General features: G+C 62.9%; 13 protein-coding genes. 1 reads left to right on the forward strand and 12 read right to left on the reverse strand.

Annotated elements, in window-relative coordinates:
• Nucleotides 1-8: 8 nt before the first annotated feature.
• The 5 genes from C4Q26_RS09765 to pip all read right to left on the reverse strand — a co-directional run bounded on the left by C4Q26_RS09765 (nt 9) and on the right by pip (nt 7002).
• The gene (locus tag C4Q26_RS09765) at nt 9-806 is read right to left on the reverse strand and encodes a transporter substrate-binding domain-containing protein (protein ID WP_027907935.1); all 798 of its coding nucleotides are present in this window, start codon (nt 804-806) and stop codon (nt 9-11) included.
• A gap of 230 nt (nt 807-1036) precedes the next feature.
• Nucleotides 1037-3610, reverse strand: coding sequence for a glucans biosynthesis glucosyltransferase MdoH (gene mdoH, locus C4Q26_RS09770; protein ID WP_104883034.1), 2574 nt, complete (start codon nt 3608-3610; stop codon nt 1037-1039).
• Nucleotides 3603-5333, reverse strand: a complete 1731-nt coding sequence (locus tag C4Q26_RS09775) for a glucan biosynthesis protein G (RefSeq protein ID WP_209439668.1) — start codon at nt 5331-5333, stop codon at nt 3603-3605. Before C4Q26_RS09775 ends, mdoH begins: the two co-directional genes overlap by 8 nt.
• A gap of 263 nt (nt 5334-5596) precedes the next feature.
• Entirely contained in the window at nt 5597-6034 is a 438-nt protein-coding gene (dtd, locus tag C4Q26_RS09780; RefSeq protein ID WP_023378302.1) for a D-aminoacyl-tRNA deacylase, read from the reverse strand.
• Complete coding sequence (gene pip / locus C4Q26_RS09785; RefSeq protein WP_023378301.1) at nt 6031-7002, reverse strand: prolyl aminopeptidase; 972 nt, start codon at nt 7000-7002, stop codon at nt 6031-6033. The genes dtd and pip overlap by 4 nt, the downstream gene beginning before the upstream one ends.
• 147 nt (nt 7003-7149) lie before the next feature.
• On the opposite strand from pip, the gene C4Q26_RS09790 reads away from it, so the two are divergent.
• Entirely contained in the window at nt 7150-12675 is a 5526-nt protein-coding gene (locus C4Q26_RS09790; RefSeq protein ID WP_104883035.1) for a dermonecrotic toxin domain-containing protein, read from the forward strand.
• Between the two features lie 69 nt (nt 12676-12744).
• On the opposite strand, the gene hutG is transcribed toward C4Q26_RS09790, so the two are convergent.
• Genes hutG through C4Q26_RS09825 form a run of 7 tightly spaced genes read right to left on the reverse strand, consistent with a single transcriptional unit; the run spans nt 12745 to nt 20537 of the window.
• Nucleotides 12745-13548 carry an N-formylglutamate deformylase gene (gene hutG, locus C4Q26_RS09795; protein ID WP_023378299.1) on the reverse strand — a complete coding sequence of 268 codons (804 nt, stop codon included), beginning with the start codon at nt 13546-13548 and terminating at the stop codon, nt 12745-12747.
• 10 nt (nt 13549-13558) lie between these two features.
• Nucleotides 13559-14764, reverse strand: coding sequence for an imidazolonepropionase (hutI, locus tag C4Q26_RS09800; protein WP_023378298.1), 1206 nt, complete (start codon nt 14762-14764; stop codon nt 13559-13561).
• Nucleotides 14765-14777: 13 nt separating this feature from the next.
• A complete protein-coding gene (gene hutH / locus C4Q26_RS09805) occupies nt 14778-16310 on the reverse strand; it encodes a histidine ammonia-lyase (protein ID WP_023378297.1) in 1533 nt (510 codons plus the stop codon).
• A gap of 21 nt (nt 16311-16331) precedes the next feature.
• Complete coding sequence (hutH, locus tag C4Q26_RS09810) at nt 16332-17855, reverse strand: histidine ammonia-lyase (RefSeq protein ID WP_023378296.1); 1524 nt, start codon at nt 17853-17855, stop codon at nt 16332-16334.
• Between the two features lie 8 nt (nt 17856-17863).
• The gene (locus tag C4Q26_RS09815; protein ID WP_023378295.1) at nt 17864-18694 is read right to left on the reverse strand and encodes a glycine betaine/L-proline ABC transporter ATP-binding protein; all 831 of its coding nucleotides are present in this window, start codon (nt 18692-18694) and stop codon (nt 17864-17866) included.
• Nucleotides 18691-19542: a proline/glycine betaine ABC transporter permease gene (locus C4Q26_RS09820; RefSeq protein ID WP_023378294.1), complete on the reverse strand. Its 852-nt coding sequence runs from the start codon at nt 19540-19542 to the stop codon at nt 18691-18693. The genes C4Q26_RS09815 and C4Q26_RS09820 overlap by 4 nt, the downstream gene beginning before the upstream one ends.
• 26 nt (nt 19543-19568) lie before the next feature.
• The gene (locus C4Q26_RS09825; protein ID WP_023378293.1) at nt 19569-20537 is read right to left on the reverse strand and encodes an ABC transporter substrate-binding protein; all 969 of its coding nucleotides are present in this window, start codon (nt 20535-20537) and stop codon (nt 19569-19571) included.
• Nucleotides 20538-20658: the final 121 nt, after the last annotated feature.

Genomic DNA, 20658 nt, shown 5'->3' on the forward strand with positions numbered 1-20658 from the left:
GCCTGGCCTTATTCCATTTCCTTCAGCCAGTCCTTGTTCTTGAACCACTTGTCGTGAATACGATCGTAGGTCCCGTCATGCTTGATCTGGTGCAGGAAGTTGTTGATGAAATTGATGCTGTCGTAGTCGCCTTTCTTCAGGCCGAAAGCCAGTGGCTCGTAGGTGAAGGGCTCGTCGAGGAACAGCAGCTTGCCAGCGCCGGCCTTCTCCACCGCAACCACGTTGTAAGGCGCGTCATAGACGAAGGCGTCGGCCTTGCCGTTGACCACGTCCATCACCGCTTCCTGCTCGTTGTCGTAGCCGTGGTACTTGGCTTTGCTGATCAACTTCTTGGCGACCATCTCACCGGTGGTGCCAAGCTTGGAGGTAATGCGGTACTTCTCGTTGTTCAGGTCTTTGTACGACTTGATCTCGCCCGCCAACTCCTTGCGGATCAGCAGGGTCTGGCCCACGACAATGAAGGGTTCGCTGAAGTTCAGGCGCAGGTTACGTTCCTGGGTCAGGGTCATACCGCTGCCGATCATGTCGAACTTGTCGGTCAGCAGGGCCGGGATGATCCCGTCATAGGCGGTGGAGACCGTCTCCAGCTTGACGCCCATGGACTTGGCCATGGCCTTGAGGATATCGACTTCGAAACCAATGATTTCGCCGCGCTTGTTGGTCATCTGGAACGGCATGTAGGTGGGGTCCATGCCCACACGCAGGGTGCCACGCTTGACCGCGTCATCGATGGCGCCAGCCTGGGCCGCCGTCACGGCGACCAGGGCGGTGACACCGACCAGCAGTCGCGAGAGGTATTTCTTGATCATCACCAGGTCCCCTAGCAAGAAAATAATCGAATCTTATTGTTGGCACGGCCTTACAGGCCTATGCGGAATATCGGAGAAGGATGCTAACGCATGGCGGCTCTGGGACCTAGAGCCGGGGGGGACTTTGTTGGCCAAAATCGGTGGGGCCCGAAACGCTTCGCGGGTAACCCGCTCCTGCAGGGACGTTGAATACCCTGTGGGAGCGGCTCACCCGCGAAGAGGCCCGATCAGGCGCCGACCAGCGCCGGCTGGCCTTCGTTCTCCGGGTGCAGCGGCAACAGCGGCGAATGCGGGTCGTTCTTGATCGAAGCACGCCACACGTCGATCCACGCTGCGTTGTGCTCGGCCCACACCTGCTCGTGCAGGCGGGTGAGCGCCACCGGGTCGCTCAGCAGGGCCAGGCGGGTAGTGAGATCCAGTCCTTTGGGCCCGACCTCCATCGCCTTGGCCACACGCTCGGCACGCAACGCCTCGATCGGCGCAGCCTGCCCGTGACGGGCCGTGGCCATGGCGCAAGCCAGGGCGTTCTGCCGTGGGTCGACCACCGCGCGCACGAAGCCATCGTGCAGGGCGTGCCAGCGGTTTTCATGGGTGTACTGGTCGGTCGCCAGCAGTTCCTGTGGCGTCGCGTATTCCTCAGGGATGAGGAACAGCTTCTCGTCCTTGGCCGCCAGGCCCAGGCGCGTACGGCTGGAGATCACCGAAACCGGAATCGACAGCACCAGCGAGCCGACGATCGGCGCCAGCCACCACAGGAAGCTGGGGTTCAGCCAAGCAACCAGCGCCGCCCAGGCGATACCCAGCAAAGTCTGCGGGCCATGGCGGCGCACCGCCTCGCTCCATGGGGTGGAGTCGTCGTCACGCTGCGGCGAGTTCCAGGTCGCGGCCCAGCCAAGGAAGGCGGCCAGCACGAAGCGGGTATGGAAGATCATCCGCACCGGGGCAAGCAGCATCGAGAACAGCATCTCCATCAGCATCGACAGGGTGACCTTGATGCGACCGCCGTACTCGGTGGCGCCCTTGGCCCAGATCAGGATGACGCTGAGCAGCTTGGGCAGGAACAGCAGCACGATGGTGGTGGAGAACAGCGCAACAGCCTTCTCCGGGTGCCACTGCGGCCACAGCGGGTAGAGTTGGTACGGCTCGATGAAATACTGCGGTTCCATCAGCGTGTTGGTCGCCAACAATGCCGTCGACAGCACCAGGAACAGGAACCACAACGGCGCCGACAGGTACGACATCACGCCGGTGAGGAACACCGCGCGGTGGACCGGGTGCATACCCTTGACCAGGAACAGGCGGAAGTTCATCAGGTTGCCGTGGCACCAGCGACGGTCACGCTTGAGCTCGTCGAGCAGGTTCGGCGGCAGCTCTTCGTAGCTACCCGGCAGATCGTAGGCGATCCATACGCCCCAACCGGCGCGGCGCATCAACGCGGCTTCGACGAAGTCATGGGACAGGATCGCACCGGCGAAGGCGCCCTTGCCGGGCAACGGCGCCAGGGCGCAGTGCTCGATGAACGGCTTCATGCGGATGATCGCGTTATGGCCCCAATAGTGCGACTCGCCCAGCTGCCAGAAGTGCAGGCCGGCGGTGAACAGCGGGCCGTATACACGGGTGGCGAACTGCTGCAGACGTGCATACAGGGTGTCCATGCCCGAGGCTTTCGGCCCGGTCTGGATGATGCCGGCGTCGGGGTTGGCCTCCATCAGGCGCACCAGGCTGCTCAGGCACTCGCCGCTCATGACGCTGTCGGCGTCGAGCACGACCATGTACTTGTAGTCGCCACCCCAACGACGGCAGAAGTCGTCGAGGTTGCCGCTCTTGCGCTTCACGCGGCGACGGCGACGGCGGTAGAAGATGCGGCCGAAACCCTTGGTTTCGCGGCATACGTCCAGCCAGGCCTGCTGTTCGGCGACGGCGATGTCGGTGTCGTTGGTGTCGCTGAGCACGAAGAAGTCGAAGCGGTCGAGGTTACCGCTGGCGGCCACCGACTCGAAGGTGGCGCGCAGACCGGCGAACACCCGCGGCACGTCTTCGTTGCAGATTGGCATCACCAGAGCGGTGCGCGCTTCGGGGGCAATCGGCTCGTTGCCAGCGCTGCTGCCCGAAATCTTGTACTTGTCACGCCCGGTGAGCAACTCGAGGAAGCCCATCAACGCGGTCCAGAAGCCTGCCGATACCCAGCAGAACAGAATGCCGAAGAGGATCAGGATGGACGTCTGCAGCGCATAGGGCCAAACCTGCACCACGGTATCCCAGAGCGGTTGCTGCACGACTTCGTCGAAGTCGACGAACGACCAGCCCTGGTAAGGCAGGATGCCCTTCATGTACCAGCCGGCTACGATGGTCTGGCCGATCATCAAGGCCAGCAGGATGTAGCGGCGAATCGAGCCCACGGTGCGCCAGCGCGCAGGCGGCAGCTCGCGCTTGGGCGGCTGCGGCGCGTTGGTGCGGCCGGTCATGCGCCGCCACATGCGAATCAGTACGTTGGTACGCCACGGCTCGGGCACCACCTTGGTGCGTTTGATCGGCGGGGCGATCTTCAGGCACAGGCGGCCGCTGCCGTCGACGCTGAGCATCTCGGCGTCTTCCAGCTCGGCGGCGCTGCCCACGGTCAGGCGCGGGCCGACCGAGGCCTGCACGGCCTCGGTTGGGTCGGCGGCCAGTTTGGCCGCCAGACGTTGGTGCAGCTCACTGAACGATGTGCAGCTGGCGAGTTCCGCACGCTGCTCGTCGCTCAGTGGTAGATGGGCCAGGTATTCGCGAAGCGACTCTGGCCGTGCGCTTGAGTTACTCATCGGCAGGCAACTGATAGCTCCAGGTCTCGGTCAGCACTTTTTCGGTGGTGGCCGGGGTCCCGTTGGTGGACGCCGCATCGGCGGCAGGTTGTTCGGCCTTGGCTGGCTGTTCGGTCTTGGCGGCCTTCTCAGCCTTGGCATGCTTGGCGGCAGCCTTGTCCTGCTTGGCATCCTTGGCCGGCTCGACCGGAACGTCGCGTACCAATGCCGCGCGCATTTCGGTGGATTTGTTGGCTTCCTTGACCTTCAAGCGCAGGGTCAGGCGCCAGCCCTTGGTCTCGGGGTTGTAACGCAGGTTGTTTTCGACCACCTCGGCGTTGTCGCCAACGCTGATCTGGCTACGCACCGGGGTATCTTCCGGCAAGCTGGCCAGCGCCGGGCCGGCGAAGTCGACCAGGAAGGCCACGCTGCCGTCAGGCTGACGGATCAGGTTGGACTGCTTGACATCGCCCGTGGAGCGCAGGGTCTGCTTGACCCAGCCCAACTCAGGGGCCTGGAACTTGGCATCGTCGATGGTCCAGTGCAGGCGGTAGTCGTACTCGAACGGCTTACCTGGCTCGGGCAGCTTTTCCGGGCTCCAGAACGCCACGATATTGTCGTTGGTCTCGTCAGCGGTCGGGATCTCGACCAGATCGACGGTACCCTTGCCCCAGTCACCCTTGGGCTCGATCCAGGCGCTTGGGCGCTTCTGGTAGTTGTCGTCGAGGTCTTCATAGTCGCTGAACGCGCGCTGACGCTGCATCAGACCGAAACCACGCGGGTTCTCGATGCTGAAGTTGCTCACAGCCAGGTGTTTCGGGTTGTTCAGCGGGCGCCACAGCCACTCGCCGTTGCCGGCATGGATGGCCAGGCCTTCGGAGTCGTGCAGGGCCGGACGGTAGTTCAGGACCTTCGACGGCTGGTTCGGGCCGAACAGGAACATGCTGGTCAGCGGCGCGATGCCCAGGCGGCTGACCTGGTCACGCAGGAACACACGCGACTTGACGTCGACGATGGTGTCGGTGCCCGGACGCAGGGTCAGCTTGTAGGCGCCAGTGGAGCGTGGCGAGTCGAGCAGGGCGTAGATCACCAGGTGCTTGTCGGCAGGCTTCGGCTTCTCGACCCAGAATTCGGTGAAGCGCGGGAACTCCTCGCCCGACGGCAGCGCGGTGTCGATGGCAAGGCCACGGGCCGACAGGCCGTACACGTGGCCCTTGCCCACAACGCGGAAGTAGCTGGCACCAAGCAGGGTCATGATCTCGTCCTGCTTGTCGGCCTTGTTGATCGGGTACAGCACGCGGAAACCGGCGTAGCCCAGGTTCTTGGTGGTTTCCGGGTCATGCGGGACGTCACCGAACTCGAAGCGGCTCGGGTCGTACTTGATTTCCTCGACCTTGGTGGCGGTGACTTCGTTGATCTTCACCGGGGTGTCGAAGTGCATGCCCTGGTGATAGAAGGACAGCTTGAAGGGGGTCTTGTCCGTGGCCCACTCCGCTTTCTCCTGCAGGAAGCGAATCTTCTGGTAGTCGGCGAACTTCATGTCGCGGAAAACCGCAGGCAGGTTGCTTTTCGGTGCTTCGTACTTCTGGCCGGCCAGATCCTTTGCCTTGGCTGCAACATCGTCAAGATTGAATGCCCACAGCTGGCCCGCGCTCATCAGGCCAACCAGCGCCACGCTGGCCATCAGAGCCTTGCGCAACCGATTGCCGGGGATTCTTGATGCATTATGGGGACTAACAATCACGAGCAACCCTCGCCGAAAACAGATCATGAAACCAACGGCCAGCGACCAATGCCGGGTTGGCGAGCACTGTTCGGACCCCGTAAGGGCGCAATGATTCCCCAAACGGATCCAGACAATGCTCAAGTCAGAGTAAAACGAACCTGCGAACGCAGGTCCACGCAGCGCGCGATTATCCAGCAGGTCGCGTTACAACGCATCAGGCTGGAGCAACTATTTATCGTACAAAACCCCTTGTTTTCCTACAAACAAGGGGTTTTTCGACCTCATATTTGTAACATAAATGTTACGGGGCCATCATTGACCAGATGCACCTGCATGTCGGCACCGAAGCGCCCGCTGGCCACATCGGCGTGCTGGCCCTTGGCTTGCTGCAAAAGATAGTCGAACAGCTCGGCGCCCAAGGCAGGTGAAGCGGCTGTCGAGAAGCTCGGACGCATCCCACTTCGTGTGTCGGCGGCCAGAGTGAACTGGGACACCAGCAGCAAACCACCCGCTACATCCTTGAGGGACAAGTTCATCTTGCCCTGCTCGTCGCTGAACACCCGATAGTTGAGCAGCTTGTGCAGCAATTTGTCGGCATGTTCGCGGGTATCCCCAGGTTCGACGGCCACCAGCACCAACAAACCCTGGTCGACGGCCCCGACGATCTCGCCCGCTACCTCTACCCTTGCGCCGCGTACCCGTTGCAACAACCCCTTCATGCTTCTTCCAGTGGCAGATCAAGCAAACGGCGGGCCATCTGGTCGGCGGCACGCACCAGCGCATCGGTGATACCCGGCTCGGAAGCGGCATGACCGGCATCGCGAATGACCTTGAGCTCGCTGTTCGGCCAGGCCTGATGCAGCGCCCAGGCGTTGTCCAGCGGGCAGATCACGTCGTAGCGACCATGCACGATCACCGCCGGCAAGTGGGCGATCTTCGGCATGTCACGGATCAGCTGGTCCGGTTCGAGGAAGGCGTTGTTCATGAAGTAATGGCACTCGATGCGGGCGATCGACAACGCCCGCTGAGGCTCGGAGAATCGATCGACCACCAGCGGATTCGGGCGCAGCGTAGCGGTGCGACCCTCCCAGGTGGACCACGCCTTGGCGGCATGCATCTGGGCGATCTGGTCGTTGCCGGTCAGGCGCTTGTGGAAGGCCTTGACCAAGTCACCTCGCTCCTCCGGCGGAATCGGTGCGATGTAGTCCTGCCAGTAGTCAGGGAACAAGCGGCTGGCACCTTCCTGGTAGAACCATTCGATCTCCTGCGGCCTGCACAGGAAAATGCCGCGCAGGATCAGGCCGTGGACCCGCTCGGGGTGGGTCTGGGCATAGGCCAGGGCCAGGGTAGAACCCCACGAGCCACCGAACAGCACCCACTTGTCGATACCCAGGTGCTTGCGAATGCGCTCCAGGTCCTCGACCAGATGCCAGGTGGTGTTGTTCTCCAGGCTCGCATGAGGCGTGGAGCGGCCACAGCCGCGCTGGTCGAAGGTGATGATGCGATACAGGTTGGGATCGAAGTAGCAACGGCTCTGGGCATCGCAGCCCGCGCCTGGCCCCCCGTGGATGAACACCACCGGCAGACCTTCTGGCGAACCGCTCTCGTCGACATACAGCACATGCGGCGCTTCCACGGCCAGATCGTGCCGGGCGTAGGGTTTGATCTGCGGGTACAGGGTCTGCATTACGCACTCCGTGTGAGGATTTAATCTGCCGTTGGGCATCATAAACCTGAATTGGCCTTTGAGCATGTGTCTATGGATAGATCATGTTATGTGCTTGAGCAGAACAGCGATCCCTAGCATCGGCGCTTTACCGAACGAGGCGCCCGAATGACCACCTTTAGCGACTTGCCGCTGGATAACCACCAGCACCTTCATCCCCACGACCTTATCCTCGCCAAGCTCCCCACCTGGATGCTCAGCGCTGCGCCACACACGTTCGAGCAAATGCGTGCGGCGATCAAAGACGCGCCACACGGTTTCCTGCAAGCATGCGCCAGCAAACCGACGGTCGCACGCCGCCTGGCCCGCGACTATGAGGTCTACCGAACCGCACAGGCGCAGGTACGGTCCCACTTCGAGTCCTTGCCCGACCTGGAGCAGTTCGCCAGGCAACAGCTGACGGCGGCAATGAAAACGCGATTCGACCTCGACCTGGATGTCACCCAGACCTTTCTGTTCAACGCAAGCAAGGCCCAAGCCTACCAGGCGCCCGTCAATGGCGATCCGCTCATTGGCGCCCAGCGGGCCTTCAGGCTTGCGACGCAGTCCTTGCTGCACTGTGCCCTGCAGAATTTTGAAGCAGCCGAAGCGCTGCCTGGGGGGCTCGATGGCGAAACGCTGGTGTCCAGCGTGCTGGACAGCAACGCTTTCCAGGGGCTTCAACCGACTGGCAACCCTGTGCGGCTTGCGCCACACGCGTTCGCTGCGCGGGTGCGCGAACTGGACATTGGCGGCCAATACCAGGCCTTGATCCAGGACGCTTCGACAGCCCTCGCAGCGGCGGAGCAATCGGCGTTCCGTCTCGAGATCCATAGGGCTTATCTCGGCGAGCTGATCGACCAGACCTTGCATGAAGCCCTTCTGGCCTTCGTCGATCATGGCCAGGGCGACTACCAGGGTGGCTACCTGCGATGCGCGTTCCTCAACCTTTTTGAAATACCGCTTACTGGCGCGCTGGTCATCGGTGTCGTGCCGTCCCCAGAGCAGCTCCTGTGGTACGACGCGACCACCCTGCCCTACAAGGACGTTCTGCTCACCTATCTGCCAGGCGCGCCTATACCCTTGAAGGCCCATGCTGGCGTGCACCAGGCTCAGGCGCATCTGCGGGAGCAATTGTGGGCCATGGAGGTGCGCCACCTGCAGCAGGCCGTAGCGGCTCGCGACAGCGCCACGTTCATCACCAGGCTGCGCGATTGCCTGCAACCGATCGACTGGACCACGTACACCCCGAAGCCGGGGCATCAGGGTGGCCAGGCCCAGCGGGTACGCGACCCCGACGCCTGGGTCCCGGTCACCTTGCAACCGATCACCCGTCCGCTCGCCGATGAACTGGCCCGTCAGAAACAGCTTCGGTTCAAGGATGACGCGCTGTTCCATGCCGTACCGACTGCGTTCGAGGATCAGAAAAGTGCGCAGAAACGGCGTGCCTATTTCGAGCAACTGGCATTCACCGCACTGAATATCGGTGCGTTCGTCGTACCCGGCCTGGGCGCGCTGATGCTGGGCCTCTCGGCCATCCAACTGAGTTACGAAGTGTACGAAGGCGTCGAGAGCTGGGCAGACGGCGACCGGGATCAAGCATTCGACTATTTGCTGGACGTGGTGGAAAACGTCGCTCTCCTAGGCGTGCTGGGCGCAACGGGCGGAGCCAATGGCACGCCCGCCATCGAGCGTATTTCGGTGGAAACGCCTTCGTTCATCGAAGCGCTCGAACCTGTCACCCTGCCCGACGGCGATACTCGCCTGTGGCAGCCAGACCTCAAGCCGTTCGCTCATGACATTGTGCTGCCTGCCGGCCTCGAACCTGACGAGGCCGGTCTGTACCACCATGACGGCAAGACCTGGCTACCCATCGACGGCGAAACCTACAGGGTCGAACAGTCACCTCCCCAGAATGAATATCGCCTCGTTCACCCCGTCCGTCCTTTGAGCTATGAACCACCGCTGCGTCATAATGGCGCGGGCGCCTGGTTGCATCCCCTGGACCGCCCCGAGCAATGGCAGGAACTGGCATTGTTCCGCCGCGCCAGCCACCTGAGCACAAGGTTCGATGATCGGACAGCGGTGCGCCTGCTGCGTGTGAGTGGTACCGATGAAGATGTCCTGCGACGGACAGTCATCGAGCAGCACCGACTGCCGGGGCCCCTGCAAGACTCGATGACCCGCTTCGAGTTGTACCAGTCGATCACCCAGCAGCCCGCGCTGACAGAGCCCGGCCACATCCATGCCGCATTCCAGGCGCAGTACCTGGAGCAACCCGTCAGCGTCTTCCCCGGCGCCGATACTGTCCGCTCGCGCTACCCGAACCTCCCGAAGCCGGTCATCGAAGAGCTGCTGCAAAACGTCGTGCCGGACGAACTGGCCGAGCTGCGCACGGGAAGAATCCCTCGGCGCCTCGCCGAAGAGGCCCGCCTGCTGCAACAGCAGGTAAGGCTCAATCGCGCCTATGAAGGCCTGTACCTGGAGAATGTGCGCAACTGGGATACCGACCTGCTGGTCCTGCACACCCTGGAAGGCCTGCCTGGCTGGTCACCCGATATCGCTATCACCCTGGAGCAGCGCCTGCATTCACCGACCCAGGCCGACAGCATTGGCCCGCATGATGCGTCGGGACGCAAAACGATCATCTGCACGCGCACCGGTTACGTCGTGGTGGACAGTGACAGCCTCGACCAACCGATTTTCGCTCACGGCTCACTGTACGGGGCTCTATTCGAAGTGCTTGCACCCACGCAGCGCCAGGCGCTGGGCGTAACGCATGGGCAGGCGCTCAAACGATTGGTTCAGCAAGGCACTCCATTAACGCGTGCGGCCTTGCGCAAGGTGCTGGGAATGCAGCCGGTGCGTCCAGGTTTTCGCTCGCCCATGCGCCTGGCGGATGGCCGCATCGGCTACCCGCTGGGTGGCACTCGCCCTCGCATCACCAGCATTTCCCGGCAAACGTTGCTCAACGCCATCCGCCAGATAGGGCTTCACGCACCAGTCCCCAGGCCTGCCGAACAGACCTTGGCCGCCCTGGAAAGCCGAGGCATGACACGCACCTCGATCAACGACCTGCTACAAAACCTGATGGGCCAGCGCAATCAGTTGCACAGCAGCCTCGGGCAATGGCGGCGACTGGCCGAACGCATGCCCCATCAGCCGGCTGATCACTTGGAGCGACTGCTAAGCACCATTTCGCAGTACTGGTACGACAGTGCATTTGCTCCGGCCAGTCAGCCGCTGCGGCTCGAACGCCTGTCCTTGCTCGAATTCCCGCTAAATTTGCCGGAGTTCTTCACCGAGGGCGTTACCGACCTGCAACTGGTCGACACATCACCCGAAGCCTTCGAAGGCTGGACTCGGCACGCGCCACAACTGAACAACCTGCTGCGACAGTTTTCGAACCTGAGGACCTTGGACATCAGCCGCGCCTATCGACCTGATGCGCCGCCCTCTCCGTTCCAGTTCAGCCTGCCACTGATTGCCCAGCACGTTCATTCACTCGAATCGCTCAGCCTTACCCATCAGAACCTGTCGCTGTCGGCAACGGACATCGACAGCCTGATGACACTGACGAGCCTGCGACGCCTGGACCTGAGCGGTAATCGGCTGTCGGAGGAATACCCACCCAGCTTCGACGAACTGACGCTGGATTACCTCGGCCTGGACAATATGAACCTGGACCATTGGCCACGCGGCCTGGGCTACAACGCCGTCAGCCACATACGTCACATTTCCCTGCGCAACAATCAGATCAGGGTGTTGCCCAACCTGCTCCTGAGCAACCGCGTCAGCGTCGCCGAGCATGCCCAGCTCTCTTTGCAGGGCAACCAGATCTTCGAGGACGAGATGCAACGTGTGCTGCTGAGCGAAGATGGTCGCGCAGCCCGCTTCGAAATGGACCAGACCGCCGATTTCAGGGCCCACCTCGCCCTGCTGCTGGAGCGGCGGCAGCAGTTGCGCGACCTTATCGATAACTACGTCAATGCCTCCAGCTCGACTGCTATCCTCAGTCAGGCGGTAATGGCCAGTCGAATGCGCATCGCAACGGCCCTGTCCGATTTCTGGCACAACCAAGAGATCGGCCTGACGCGCTCGCCACTGCGCCTGGAGGGCATTTCACTGGAACATTTCCCCAGGCGTTTGCCCGCGTTCTTCACAGACCAGGTACGCAGCCTCACACTGGAGCGCGTCAGAGGCACCAGCAACCAGTTGAGCGAACTGCTAGGCCGCTTCGCGCAGGTCACTCGCCTGACCGTCGACAGTTATCTCCAGGCACAGCAGACACTGCCGTCGGCACTGCTGCGTCTGCCCAACCTGACCGAACTCGCACTGCGCAACTCGGGGCTGGAGATCGACCAGGCCGTACTCGATACGCTTGGGCGCCTGCACAGCCTCGATACACTGGACCTCAGCGGTAACCGGATGGGCCAGATCACCACCACGCCGCCGGCCCTGCGCTCGTTGCGTCGACTGGACCTGAACGAGATGGGCTTGAGGCATTGGCCCAGCTGGGTCGACAGTCTGCTTCCCCTGGAGATGCTGGACCTGAGTGACAACCGCCTCACCGAATTGCCGGCGAATGTCCTGGCCAACCTCGATAGCGACCTTCCCATCAGCTCGATCCTGTTGCTGAACAACCCACTGACCGACGAAACGGTCTACCGTGCCCGGCTGTCTTCGGACAGTCAGCGCAGTTTTACCTTCGCCATGGATGCTCCAGACTCTTCGGACGACGGCGATTGGTTCGGCCATTTCCATTCGCCCGTGCTCGACACGCTCAGCGATGAGCCACGCCTGGACGACTGGCTGCTGGCATCGGAGGTCGAAAATCAGGCCATGAGCGATTGTTGGCAGCAACTCGAAGCATCCGGCGCGGCAAACGACCTGTTGATGCTGGTGGGTCGCCTGAAAAATACCGCGTCTTACCAGAACGGCAGCACTCGCCTGGCGTTCTGCGAGCGGGTGCGCAAGGTGCTGGTCCAGGCCTTGCTCAACCCGGACGACCTGGTGTTGTTCAACCTCCAGGCCAGGGAAGCCCTGCCCCAGGAGAACGGTAGCCAGACCTGCCATGACGGGGCACTGCTGGCTTTCAAGAACATCGAGTTCTACATGGCCAACCAACGCTTGCAGATCGACGGGGTCGATTCCGAGGCCAACCTCTACCGGGAAGTACGACGCCTGTATCGCCTGCACACGCTGGACGAAGTGGCCAAGCGGGAGACCGGCGACAGGGACGAAGCGGAGGTGCGCCTGACCTACCTGCGCGAGTTGAACGTCCCCCTGGAACTCGGCCAACCCGTGGACAGCCTGCGCTATGCGATCAACGCCAGCATCGAGGAACTGACCGATGCGGAGTTGCAGGTACAGCGTGGCGAACTGGGCGAGGACTTCCTGCACTTCGCCGAAGGGAACGAGCGCTGGGTGCAACACCTGCGCCTGACCCACGCCGAACGGTTCGCCGATATCGAGAACACCTATCGCGCCCAGGTAACCGAACTGTCGGAGCAACATGCCGACAGCCCGCTCAGCACCCTTACCGAAGCGCTCGAAGCCTTGGATCGCAGCAAGAAAGCTCGCGAATCACGGCTGATCCGTGAACTCACCGCTTTTGCAAACCCTGATCGCCGACCACGCTCGACAAGCGCGTAGCCGCCACCCACCTCACCAGGCCAGCCTGCGCAGACTGCTCCACGGCACTGCGCAGGCTGTACCCGGCCATCAGCCAGGGTAGCGTTCACGCCCCCAATCGAGCATCGCCGTGAGCAATTGCCTCAGCACTTTCTGGGTTGGCGCTGCGAGGTCTTCGCGGTAGGCGAAGGGTTCCACCTCCTCCATGTAGGTACTTTGCGCCAGCTCAAGCTGCACCGCATGGACATGCGAGGCCGGCTGACCGTAGTGACGGGTGATATGCCCGCCCTTGAAACGCCCATTCAGAACGTGGGTGTAACCCTTGGCCTCGGCGCAAACCTTCTCCAGCCGCTCGGCCAGCTGAGCATCGCAACTGTTGCCGTTGAAGGTCCCCAGGTTGAAGTCGGGCAACGTGCCGTCGAACAAGTGCGGAATCACCGAACGGATCGAGTGGGCATCCCACAACAGGGCGTAGCCATGGATTTCACGCAGGCGCGCCAGCTCGTGACGGACAGTGTCGTGGTAGGGACGCCAAATTCGCTCCAGGTAGGTCTTGCGCTCTTCGCCACTGGGCGCCAGGCCGTCCTTGAACAGAGGCTCGCCGTCGAACAGCGTGGCCGGATAAAGGCCAGTGGTAGCACCAGCGTACAGGGGCTTGTCATCGTCGGGACGATTCAGGTCGATGACAAACCGCGAGTACTCCGCCGCTACGACGCTGGCACCCAGCTCACGGGCAAAATCGTACAACCGGGGGATATGCCAGTCGGTATCCGGCAGGCTGCGGGCCTGATCGACCAGCCCATCACGCACCGTGGCAGACAGTTTCAGGCCGGCATGGGGCATGCTGATCAGCAACGGCAGCGTGCCTTGGTGGAAACTCAGTACCTTGTCCATCTCGTCTCGCTCAATTGGAAATCTCGTGACCCATGCGCACGATACGCTTGGGCAAGTCCCCCCCGAGCCAGTAGGCCAGGTCGGCGGGGCGCTCGATCCGCCAGGCGACGAAGTCCGCCGCCTTGCCAGGCTCCAGCGAACCGTGACTGGCTCCCAGGCCCAACGCCATGGCGGCATGCAGGGTCACCCCTGCCAGCGCCTCCTCCGGCGTCATGCGAAACAGCGTGCAGCCCATGTTCAACATCAGCCGTAACGACAGCCCAGGCGAGGTGCCGGGGTTGAGGTCGCTGGCCAGGGCGATTCTCACGCCATGACGGCGCAGGGCATCCATCGGCGGCAGTTGGGTTTCACGCAGGAAGTAGAAGGCGCCTGGCAGCAAGACGGCCACCGTGCCGGCCTTGGCCATGGCAATTGCATCGTCTTCGGTCATGAACTCCAGATGATCTGCCGACAACGCCTGATAGCGTGCCGCCAGGCTCGAACCGTGCAGTGACGACAACTGTTCGGCATGCAGCTTGACCGGCAGGCCCAGTTCGCGCGCCTTTATGAACACCCGCTCCACCTGGTCGGGCGAGAACGCCAGGTGTTCACAGAAGGCATCCACGGCGTCCACCAGCCCTTCCTCGGCCAGCGCAGGCAGCATCTCGTCACAGATGTGGGCGATGTAGTCATCCGCCCTGCCGGCATACTCCGGCGGCAGGGCGTGGGCCGCCAGGCAGGTGGCGCGCACGGCCACCGGCAGCTCTTCGGCCAAGCGCCGCGCGACGCGCAGCATCTTGCGTTCGTTGGCCAGGTCCAGGCCGTAGCCGGACTTGATCTCGATCGCCGTCACGCCATCGCGCATCAGCGCCTGGACTCGCTGCCTGGCACTGGCGAACAACGCGTCCTCGCTGGCTGCGCGTGTGGCCCGCACGGTACTGGCGATGCCGCCGCCTTGCGCGGCGATCTCGGCGTAGCTCACGCCTTGCAGGCGCTGCTCGAATTCACCGCTGCGATTGCCGCCAAACACGGCGTGGGTGTGGCAGTCGATCAAGCCTGGAGTGACCCAGGCGCCGTTCAGGTCCACCGTGCGGTCGATCTCTAGCGTCGGCAGTTCGCCACGCGGGCCGATCCATTCGATCAGCCCTGCGCTACTGACAATGGCCGCGTCCTCGATGATCGAGTAGCTGCCTTGGGCCATGGTTGCCGCGTGGCAGTGCTGCCAAAGCGTTCTCATATGGGTACTCCTGTCAGAGGCTTGGCAGCACGCCGGCCGGCAACAGCGCGGTCAATTTGCCTTCAGCCAACAAGGCGCTGGCCACTTCGATGTCCGGCGAGAAGAAGCGGTCGCGGTCATAGTGCGGCACCTCGCGGCGCAGCACCTGGCGCGCCTGCTCCAGTTTCACCGAGGTTTTCAGCCCCTCGCGCAGGTCCAAGCCCTGACAGGCGCCCAGCCATTCGATGGCCAGCACGCCCCGGGTGTTCTCGGCCATTTCCCACAGACGCTTGCCAGCGGCCGGCGCCATGGACACATGGTCTTCCTGGTTGGCCGAGGTCGGCAGGCTGTCGACACTGTGCGGATGGGACAGGGCCTTGTTTTCGCTGGCCAATGCGGCAGCGGTGACCTGGGCGATCATGAACCCTGAGTTCACCCCGCCGTTTTCCACCAGGAACGGCGGTAGCTGGGACATGTGCTTGTCCATCATCAGCGAGATGCGGCGCTCGCTCAGCGCACCGATCTCGGCAATCGCCAGGGCGATGTTGTCCGCGGCCATGGCTACCGGTTCGGCGTGGAAGTTGCCACCGGAAATCACATCGCCCTGCTCGGCGAATACCAATGGGTTGTCGGACACGGCATTGGACTCCACTGCCAGCACCTGCGCTGCCTGACGCAACTGGGTCAGGCAAGCCCCCATGACTTGAGGCTGGCACCGCAGGGAGTACGGGTCCTGGACCTTGCCGCAGTTCTGGTGCGAGCGCGACACTTCGGTCGAGTCGCTCAGCAAATCACGGAAGCAGGCTGCGGTGTCGATCTGTCCAGGCTGGCCGCGCGCCGCATGGATGCGGGCATCGAACGGTGCACGCGAGCCCAGCGCGGCTTCCACGGTCAACCCACCACAGGCGATGGCCGCGGCGAACAGGTCTTCGGCCTGGAACAGCCCGCGCAAGGCGTAGGCGGTGGAGGCCTGGGTGCCGTTGAGCAGCGCCAGACCTTCCTTGGCAGCCAGGGTCAGCGGCTCGAGGCCCGCCACAGCTAGGGCTTGGTTGGCGGGGAGCCATTCACCTTGGTAGCGCGCCTTACCTTCGCCGAGCAAGACCAGCGACATGTGCGCCAGCGGTGCGAGGTCGCCGGAAGCACCGACCGACCCTTTGAGCGGGATGTGCGGGTAGACCTCGGCGTTGACCAAGGCAATCAGCGCATCGATCACCTTGCGCCGGATGCCCGAGAAACCGCGGCTCAGGCTGTTGATCTTCAGCACCATGATCAGCCGCACCATGGCATCGTCCAGTGGCGCGCCGATGCCGGCTGCATGGGACAGCACCAGCGAGCGCTGCAAGTTCTCCAGGTCGTGGCTGGCGATACGGGTCGAGGCGAGCAGACCGAAACCGGTGTTGATGCCGTAGGCAGTGCGGTCTTCGGCGATGATGCGCTCGACACAGGCGACGCTGGCGTCGATCCCAGCGTCAGCACTTGGGTCCAGCGTCAGCCGAACCGGTGCATGGTGGATCCGGCGCAATTGGGCCAAAGTCAGGCTGCCGGGAACGAGGTTGAAAGCTTCCATGTGCTGGCTCCTTGTTATTGTTCAGTTCAGCGCCGACAGCACAGGCTGCGGCAACCGGGGATCTTTGAGCAGGGCTGCGGCACAGGCGATGTCCGGTGCCAGCCAACGATCCTGCAGGTAGGCCGGAACCTGTTTGCGCAGCAGGCGCCAGGCAGCGTCGGTACCGACGCCGAAGCGCTGCTCCTTGAGAAACTCGAAGGCCTGGGCTGCCAGCAGGTACTCGATGGCGAGGATCTGCGTGCAGTTCTCCAGGACTTGGTGCAGCTTCAAGGCGGCATTGGTGCCCAGGCTCAGGTGGTCTTCCTGCAAGCCCGAGGTGACGAAGTTGTCGAGCACCGCCGGTTGCGCCAGCTGACGGTTCTGTGCGCACAGCGAGGCCGCGACGTACTGGGCGATCATCATGCCCGAGTTGACTCCAGGGTCGCTGACCAGGAAGGCCGGCAGGCCGCTGACATGCGGGTTCACCAGACGGTCCAGACGGCGCTCGGCGATCGAGCCGATCTCGGCCATGGCGATTGCCAGAAGGTCCGCCGCCATGGCCACCGACTGGCCGTGGGGGTTGGCCTGAGAGACCACGCGGAAATCGTCCGGCGTGCCCAGCAGCAACGGGTTGTCGTTGGCACCGTTGAGTTCCGCCTCGATCTGCCGCACCGCGTGGGCCAATTGGTCACGGGCAGCGCCATGCACCTGCGGGATCGAACGAATGCTCAGCGCATCCTGGGTGCGGATACCCTTGCTGGTGGCGATCACTTCGCTGCCTTCGAGCAAGGCGCGCAGATTCGCACCCACCACCTGCATGCCCGCATGAGGTTTGAGGGCGATGATCTCGGGGTCGAAGGCGGCGATCTGACCACGCAACGCTTCGAAACTCATGGCCCCGATCACATCGGCCCATTGCAGCAAGCGGCTGGCATCGTCCACGGCCAAGCTGGCCAAGCCGGTCATGCACGGCGTGCCATTGACCAGGCACAGGCCGTCCTTGGCACCCAGCTGGACAGGCTCCAGCCCTTCGGCACTCAGGGCCTGGGCGGCTTCCACGACCTGCCCGCGATAGCTGACCCTGCCGATACCCAGCAGGCACACACCGACATGGGCCATGTGGGTCAGGTAGCCCACCGAACCCTGGGACGGCACCTGCGGGGTGATGCCGTGGTTGAGCAGTGCAAGCAGCGCTTCGACCACGCCACGCTGCAGGCCGGACTTGCCATGGCTGTAGTTGACGATGGCGGCGCAGATGATCGCCCTGGTCTGCTCATCGGGCAGCGCCGGCCCCACGCCGCAGGCGTGACTGAGCAAGGTGTTGCGCGACAGCGCGCTCAGTTGCTCGCCTTGCAGCGATACGTTGCACAGCGCGCCGAGGCCGGTGTTGACCCCATAGGCACGCTCACCACTGTCGACGATATGCCGCACGATGGCCTGGGCGTTGTCGATACGCGCCCACACCAAAGGTGCCAGCTCAAGGCGCGCGCCATGGCGGGCGACGGCGGCGATGTCCTGCCAGCGCACCGGGGCGCCAGTGATGACGACGGTTTCAGCTTGCGACATGGCGCTCCTCATACCGCAACCGCGCGGCGCTGGACAAAACGGTCGACGTATTCGTCGGCCGGGTTGTGAAGGATCTGGTGCGGCGTACCGACCTGGATCAGGCGGCCATCCTTGAGAATGGCGATGCGGTTGCCAATGCGCACGGCTTCATCCAGGTCATGGGTGATGAACACGATGGTCTTGTGCAGCGTTTTCTGCAGTTCGAGCAATTGGTCCTGCATTTCAGCGCGGATCAGCGGGTCCAGGGCGCTGAACGCCTCGTCCATGAGGATGATGTCGGTGTCCGCCGCCAAGGCCCGGGCCAGGCCGACGCGCTGGCGCATGCCGCCCGACAGCTGGTGCGGATACTTCTTCTCGTAGCCCTTCAGACCGACGGTCTCGATCCACTGCTGAGCGCGCTCTGCGCACAGTTGCTTGCTCTCGCCCCGCACCTTCAGGCCATAGGCGACGTTGTCCAGCACGTTGCGGTGCGGCAACAGGCCAAAACTCTGGAACACCATGCTGATCTTGCGCCGGCGAAACTCGCGCAAGGCTTCCATGTCGTATTTCAGAATGTCCTCGCCATCGACCAGGATCTGCCCACTGGTGGGGTCGATCAGCCGGTTGAAGTGGCGCACCAGGGTCGACTTGCCGGAACCGGACAGGCCCATGATTACGAAGATCTCGCCGCTGCCGATGGACAGCGACAGGTCGTTGACCCCGACCACGCAACCCGTCTGCGCCAGCACCTGCTCCTTGCCCTGCTTGTTGCGGATCAGTTGCAAGGCTTCCTCGGCACGGTCGCCGAAGATCTTGAAGACGTTCTTCACCTCGATCTTGCTGATCGCCTGCGTGCTCATTTGCTCACCTCGTGGCGTGGCCGGCCATAGGCCTGGGTAATGCGGTCGATCACCACCGCGAGAATGACGATCGCCAGACCCGCTTCGAGGCCGCGGCCGACGTTCAGGGTCTGGATACCGACCAGCACGTCTTCGCCCAGCCCCCGGGCGCCGATCATCGAGGCAATCACCACCATCGACAGCGCCATCATGGTGGTCTGGTTGATGCCGGCCATGATGCTGGGCAATGCCAGTGGCAACTGCACGCCGAACAGCTGTTGCCAGCGGTTGGCGCCGAAGGCGTTGATGGCCTCCATCACTTCACCGTCGACCTGACGAATCCCCAGGTCGGTCAGGCGGATCAGGGGCGGCGCGGCGTAGATCACCGTGGCGAAGATCGCCGGCACCTTGCCCAGGCCGAACAGCATCAGCACCGGAATCAGGTACACGAAGCTTGGCATGGTCTGCATGATGTCCAGCAATGGCATCAACACTGCGCGCAAGCGGTTGCTGCGCGCCGACAGGATGCCCAGCGGAATGCCCACCAGCACCGAGATCACGGTGGCGACCAGCATCAGTGCCAACGTCTGCATCAACTTGTCCCAGAGGCCGACAGCGCCGACCAGGAACAACAAGCCGGTGATCACCAAGGTCGGCAGTACACGCCGGGTGGCGTGCCAGGCGATGACCGCCACCACCCCCAGCATCAGCCACCAGGGTGTGGCACGCAGCAGGCCTTCGAGACTGACGATGGCCCAAAGCAGGGTGTCGGAAATGTGCCGGAACACATCGCCGTAGTTGGTCACCAGGGCGTCGACCCAGCCGTTGACCCAGTCGGCGATGGAGAATGTCAGGTTGTCAGGAAACATAGGTTCCACTCATCAGCTGAGGACGCTCAGAGCGCCGCGTTGATCTTCTTGGCGGCATCCGTGCTGACCCAGGACTGCCAAACTTCAGGATGTTCCTTGAGGAACGTCTTGGCCAGTTCTGGCGATTCGATCCGATCCTTGGTCATGCGCGCCAGGTTCTGGTTCAGCAGGTCGATCGGCAGATTGACCTTCTCCAGCACCGCGACCAGTTCGGGGGCTTGCTCGTGGAACGCTTTCGACAGACCGACCTTGATGGTCACGGACTTGTCCACGCCTTCCTTCTCTTGCAGCTTGACCAGGTCGACCTGGCCCATCAGCGGGGTTGGGGTCCAGTAGTAGAAAAGAATCGGCTCGCCGCGCTTGTAGCTCGACAGCACGGCAGCATCCAGTGCCGGGCCAGTACCTGGACGGAAGTTGGTGTAGCTGCTTTCCAGGCCGTACTCCTTGAGCATCTTGGTGTTGTCCAGCTCACAGGTCCAACCGGCAGGGCAGTTGTAGAAGCGGCCTTTGCTCGGCTCCTCCTGGTCCTTGAACACGCTGGAATACTTGGCCAGGTCGGCGACGTTCTTCAGGTCTGGCGCCTTGGCTTCGAGCTTGCGCTTGGCATCGCCCTCGATCACGTAGCGCGGCACGTACCAGCCCTCTTGCGCGCCCACCACAGGGGCGCCGACACCTACCACCTTGCCGGCGGCTTCGGCCTTGTTCCAGACCTCGCTGCGGCCTACCCACTCCTCGGCGAACACCTGGATGTCATTGGTGCCCAGGGCGTTCTCCATGGTGATGGAGTTGCCGGGCAGGCTGTCGGTCTCGCAGCCGTAGCCGTGCTTGAGCACGAACTGCATCACGTCGGTCAGCAGCATGCCGCTTTCCCAGTTCAGCCCGGCGAACTTCACCGGCTTGCCGGATTCACACCAGCCCGCGGCCTGGCTGCTACCGGCAGCACCGAGCAGACCAAGGGCGAACAGCGAGGCGAGCAGGGTCTTGTTGGTTTTCATTGCGTGACGCTCCCAAACTTGAAAGTGGAAATCGGCAGGGCTCGAAAAAGGGGGCCGAGGCCACGTGACGGACCATTGCCGGCAAATCGGCTCCCTCAGGGCTCAACACCGTACCTGTAGG

This window comes from Pseudomonas sp. SWI44, assembly GCF_002947915.1.
In the GTDB taxonomy this organism is placed as follows: domain Bacteria; phylum Pseudomonadota; class Gammaproteobacteria; order Pseudomonadales; family Pseudomonadaceae; genus Aquipseudomonas; species Aquipseudomonas taiwanensis.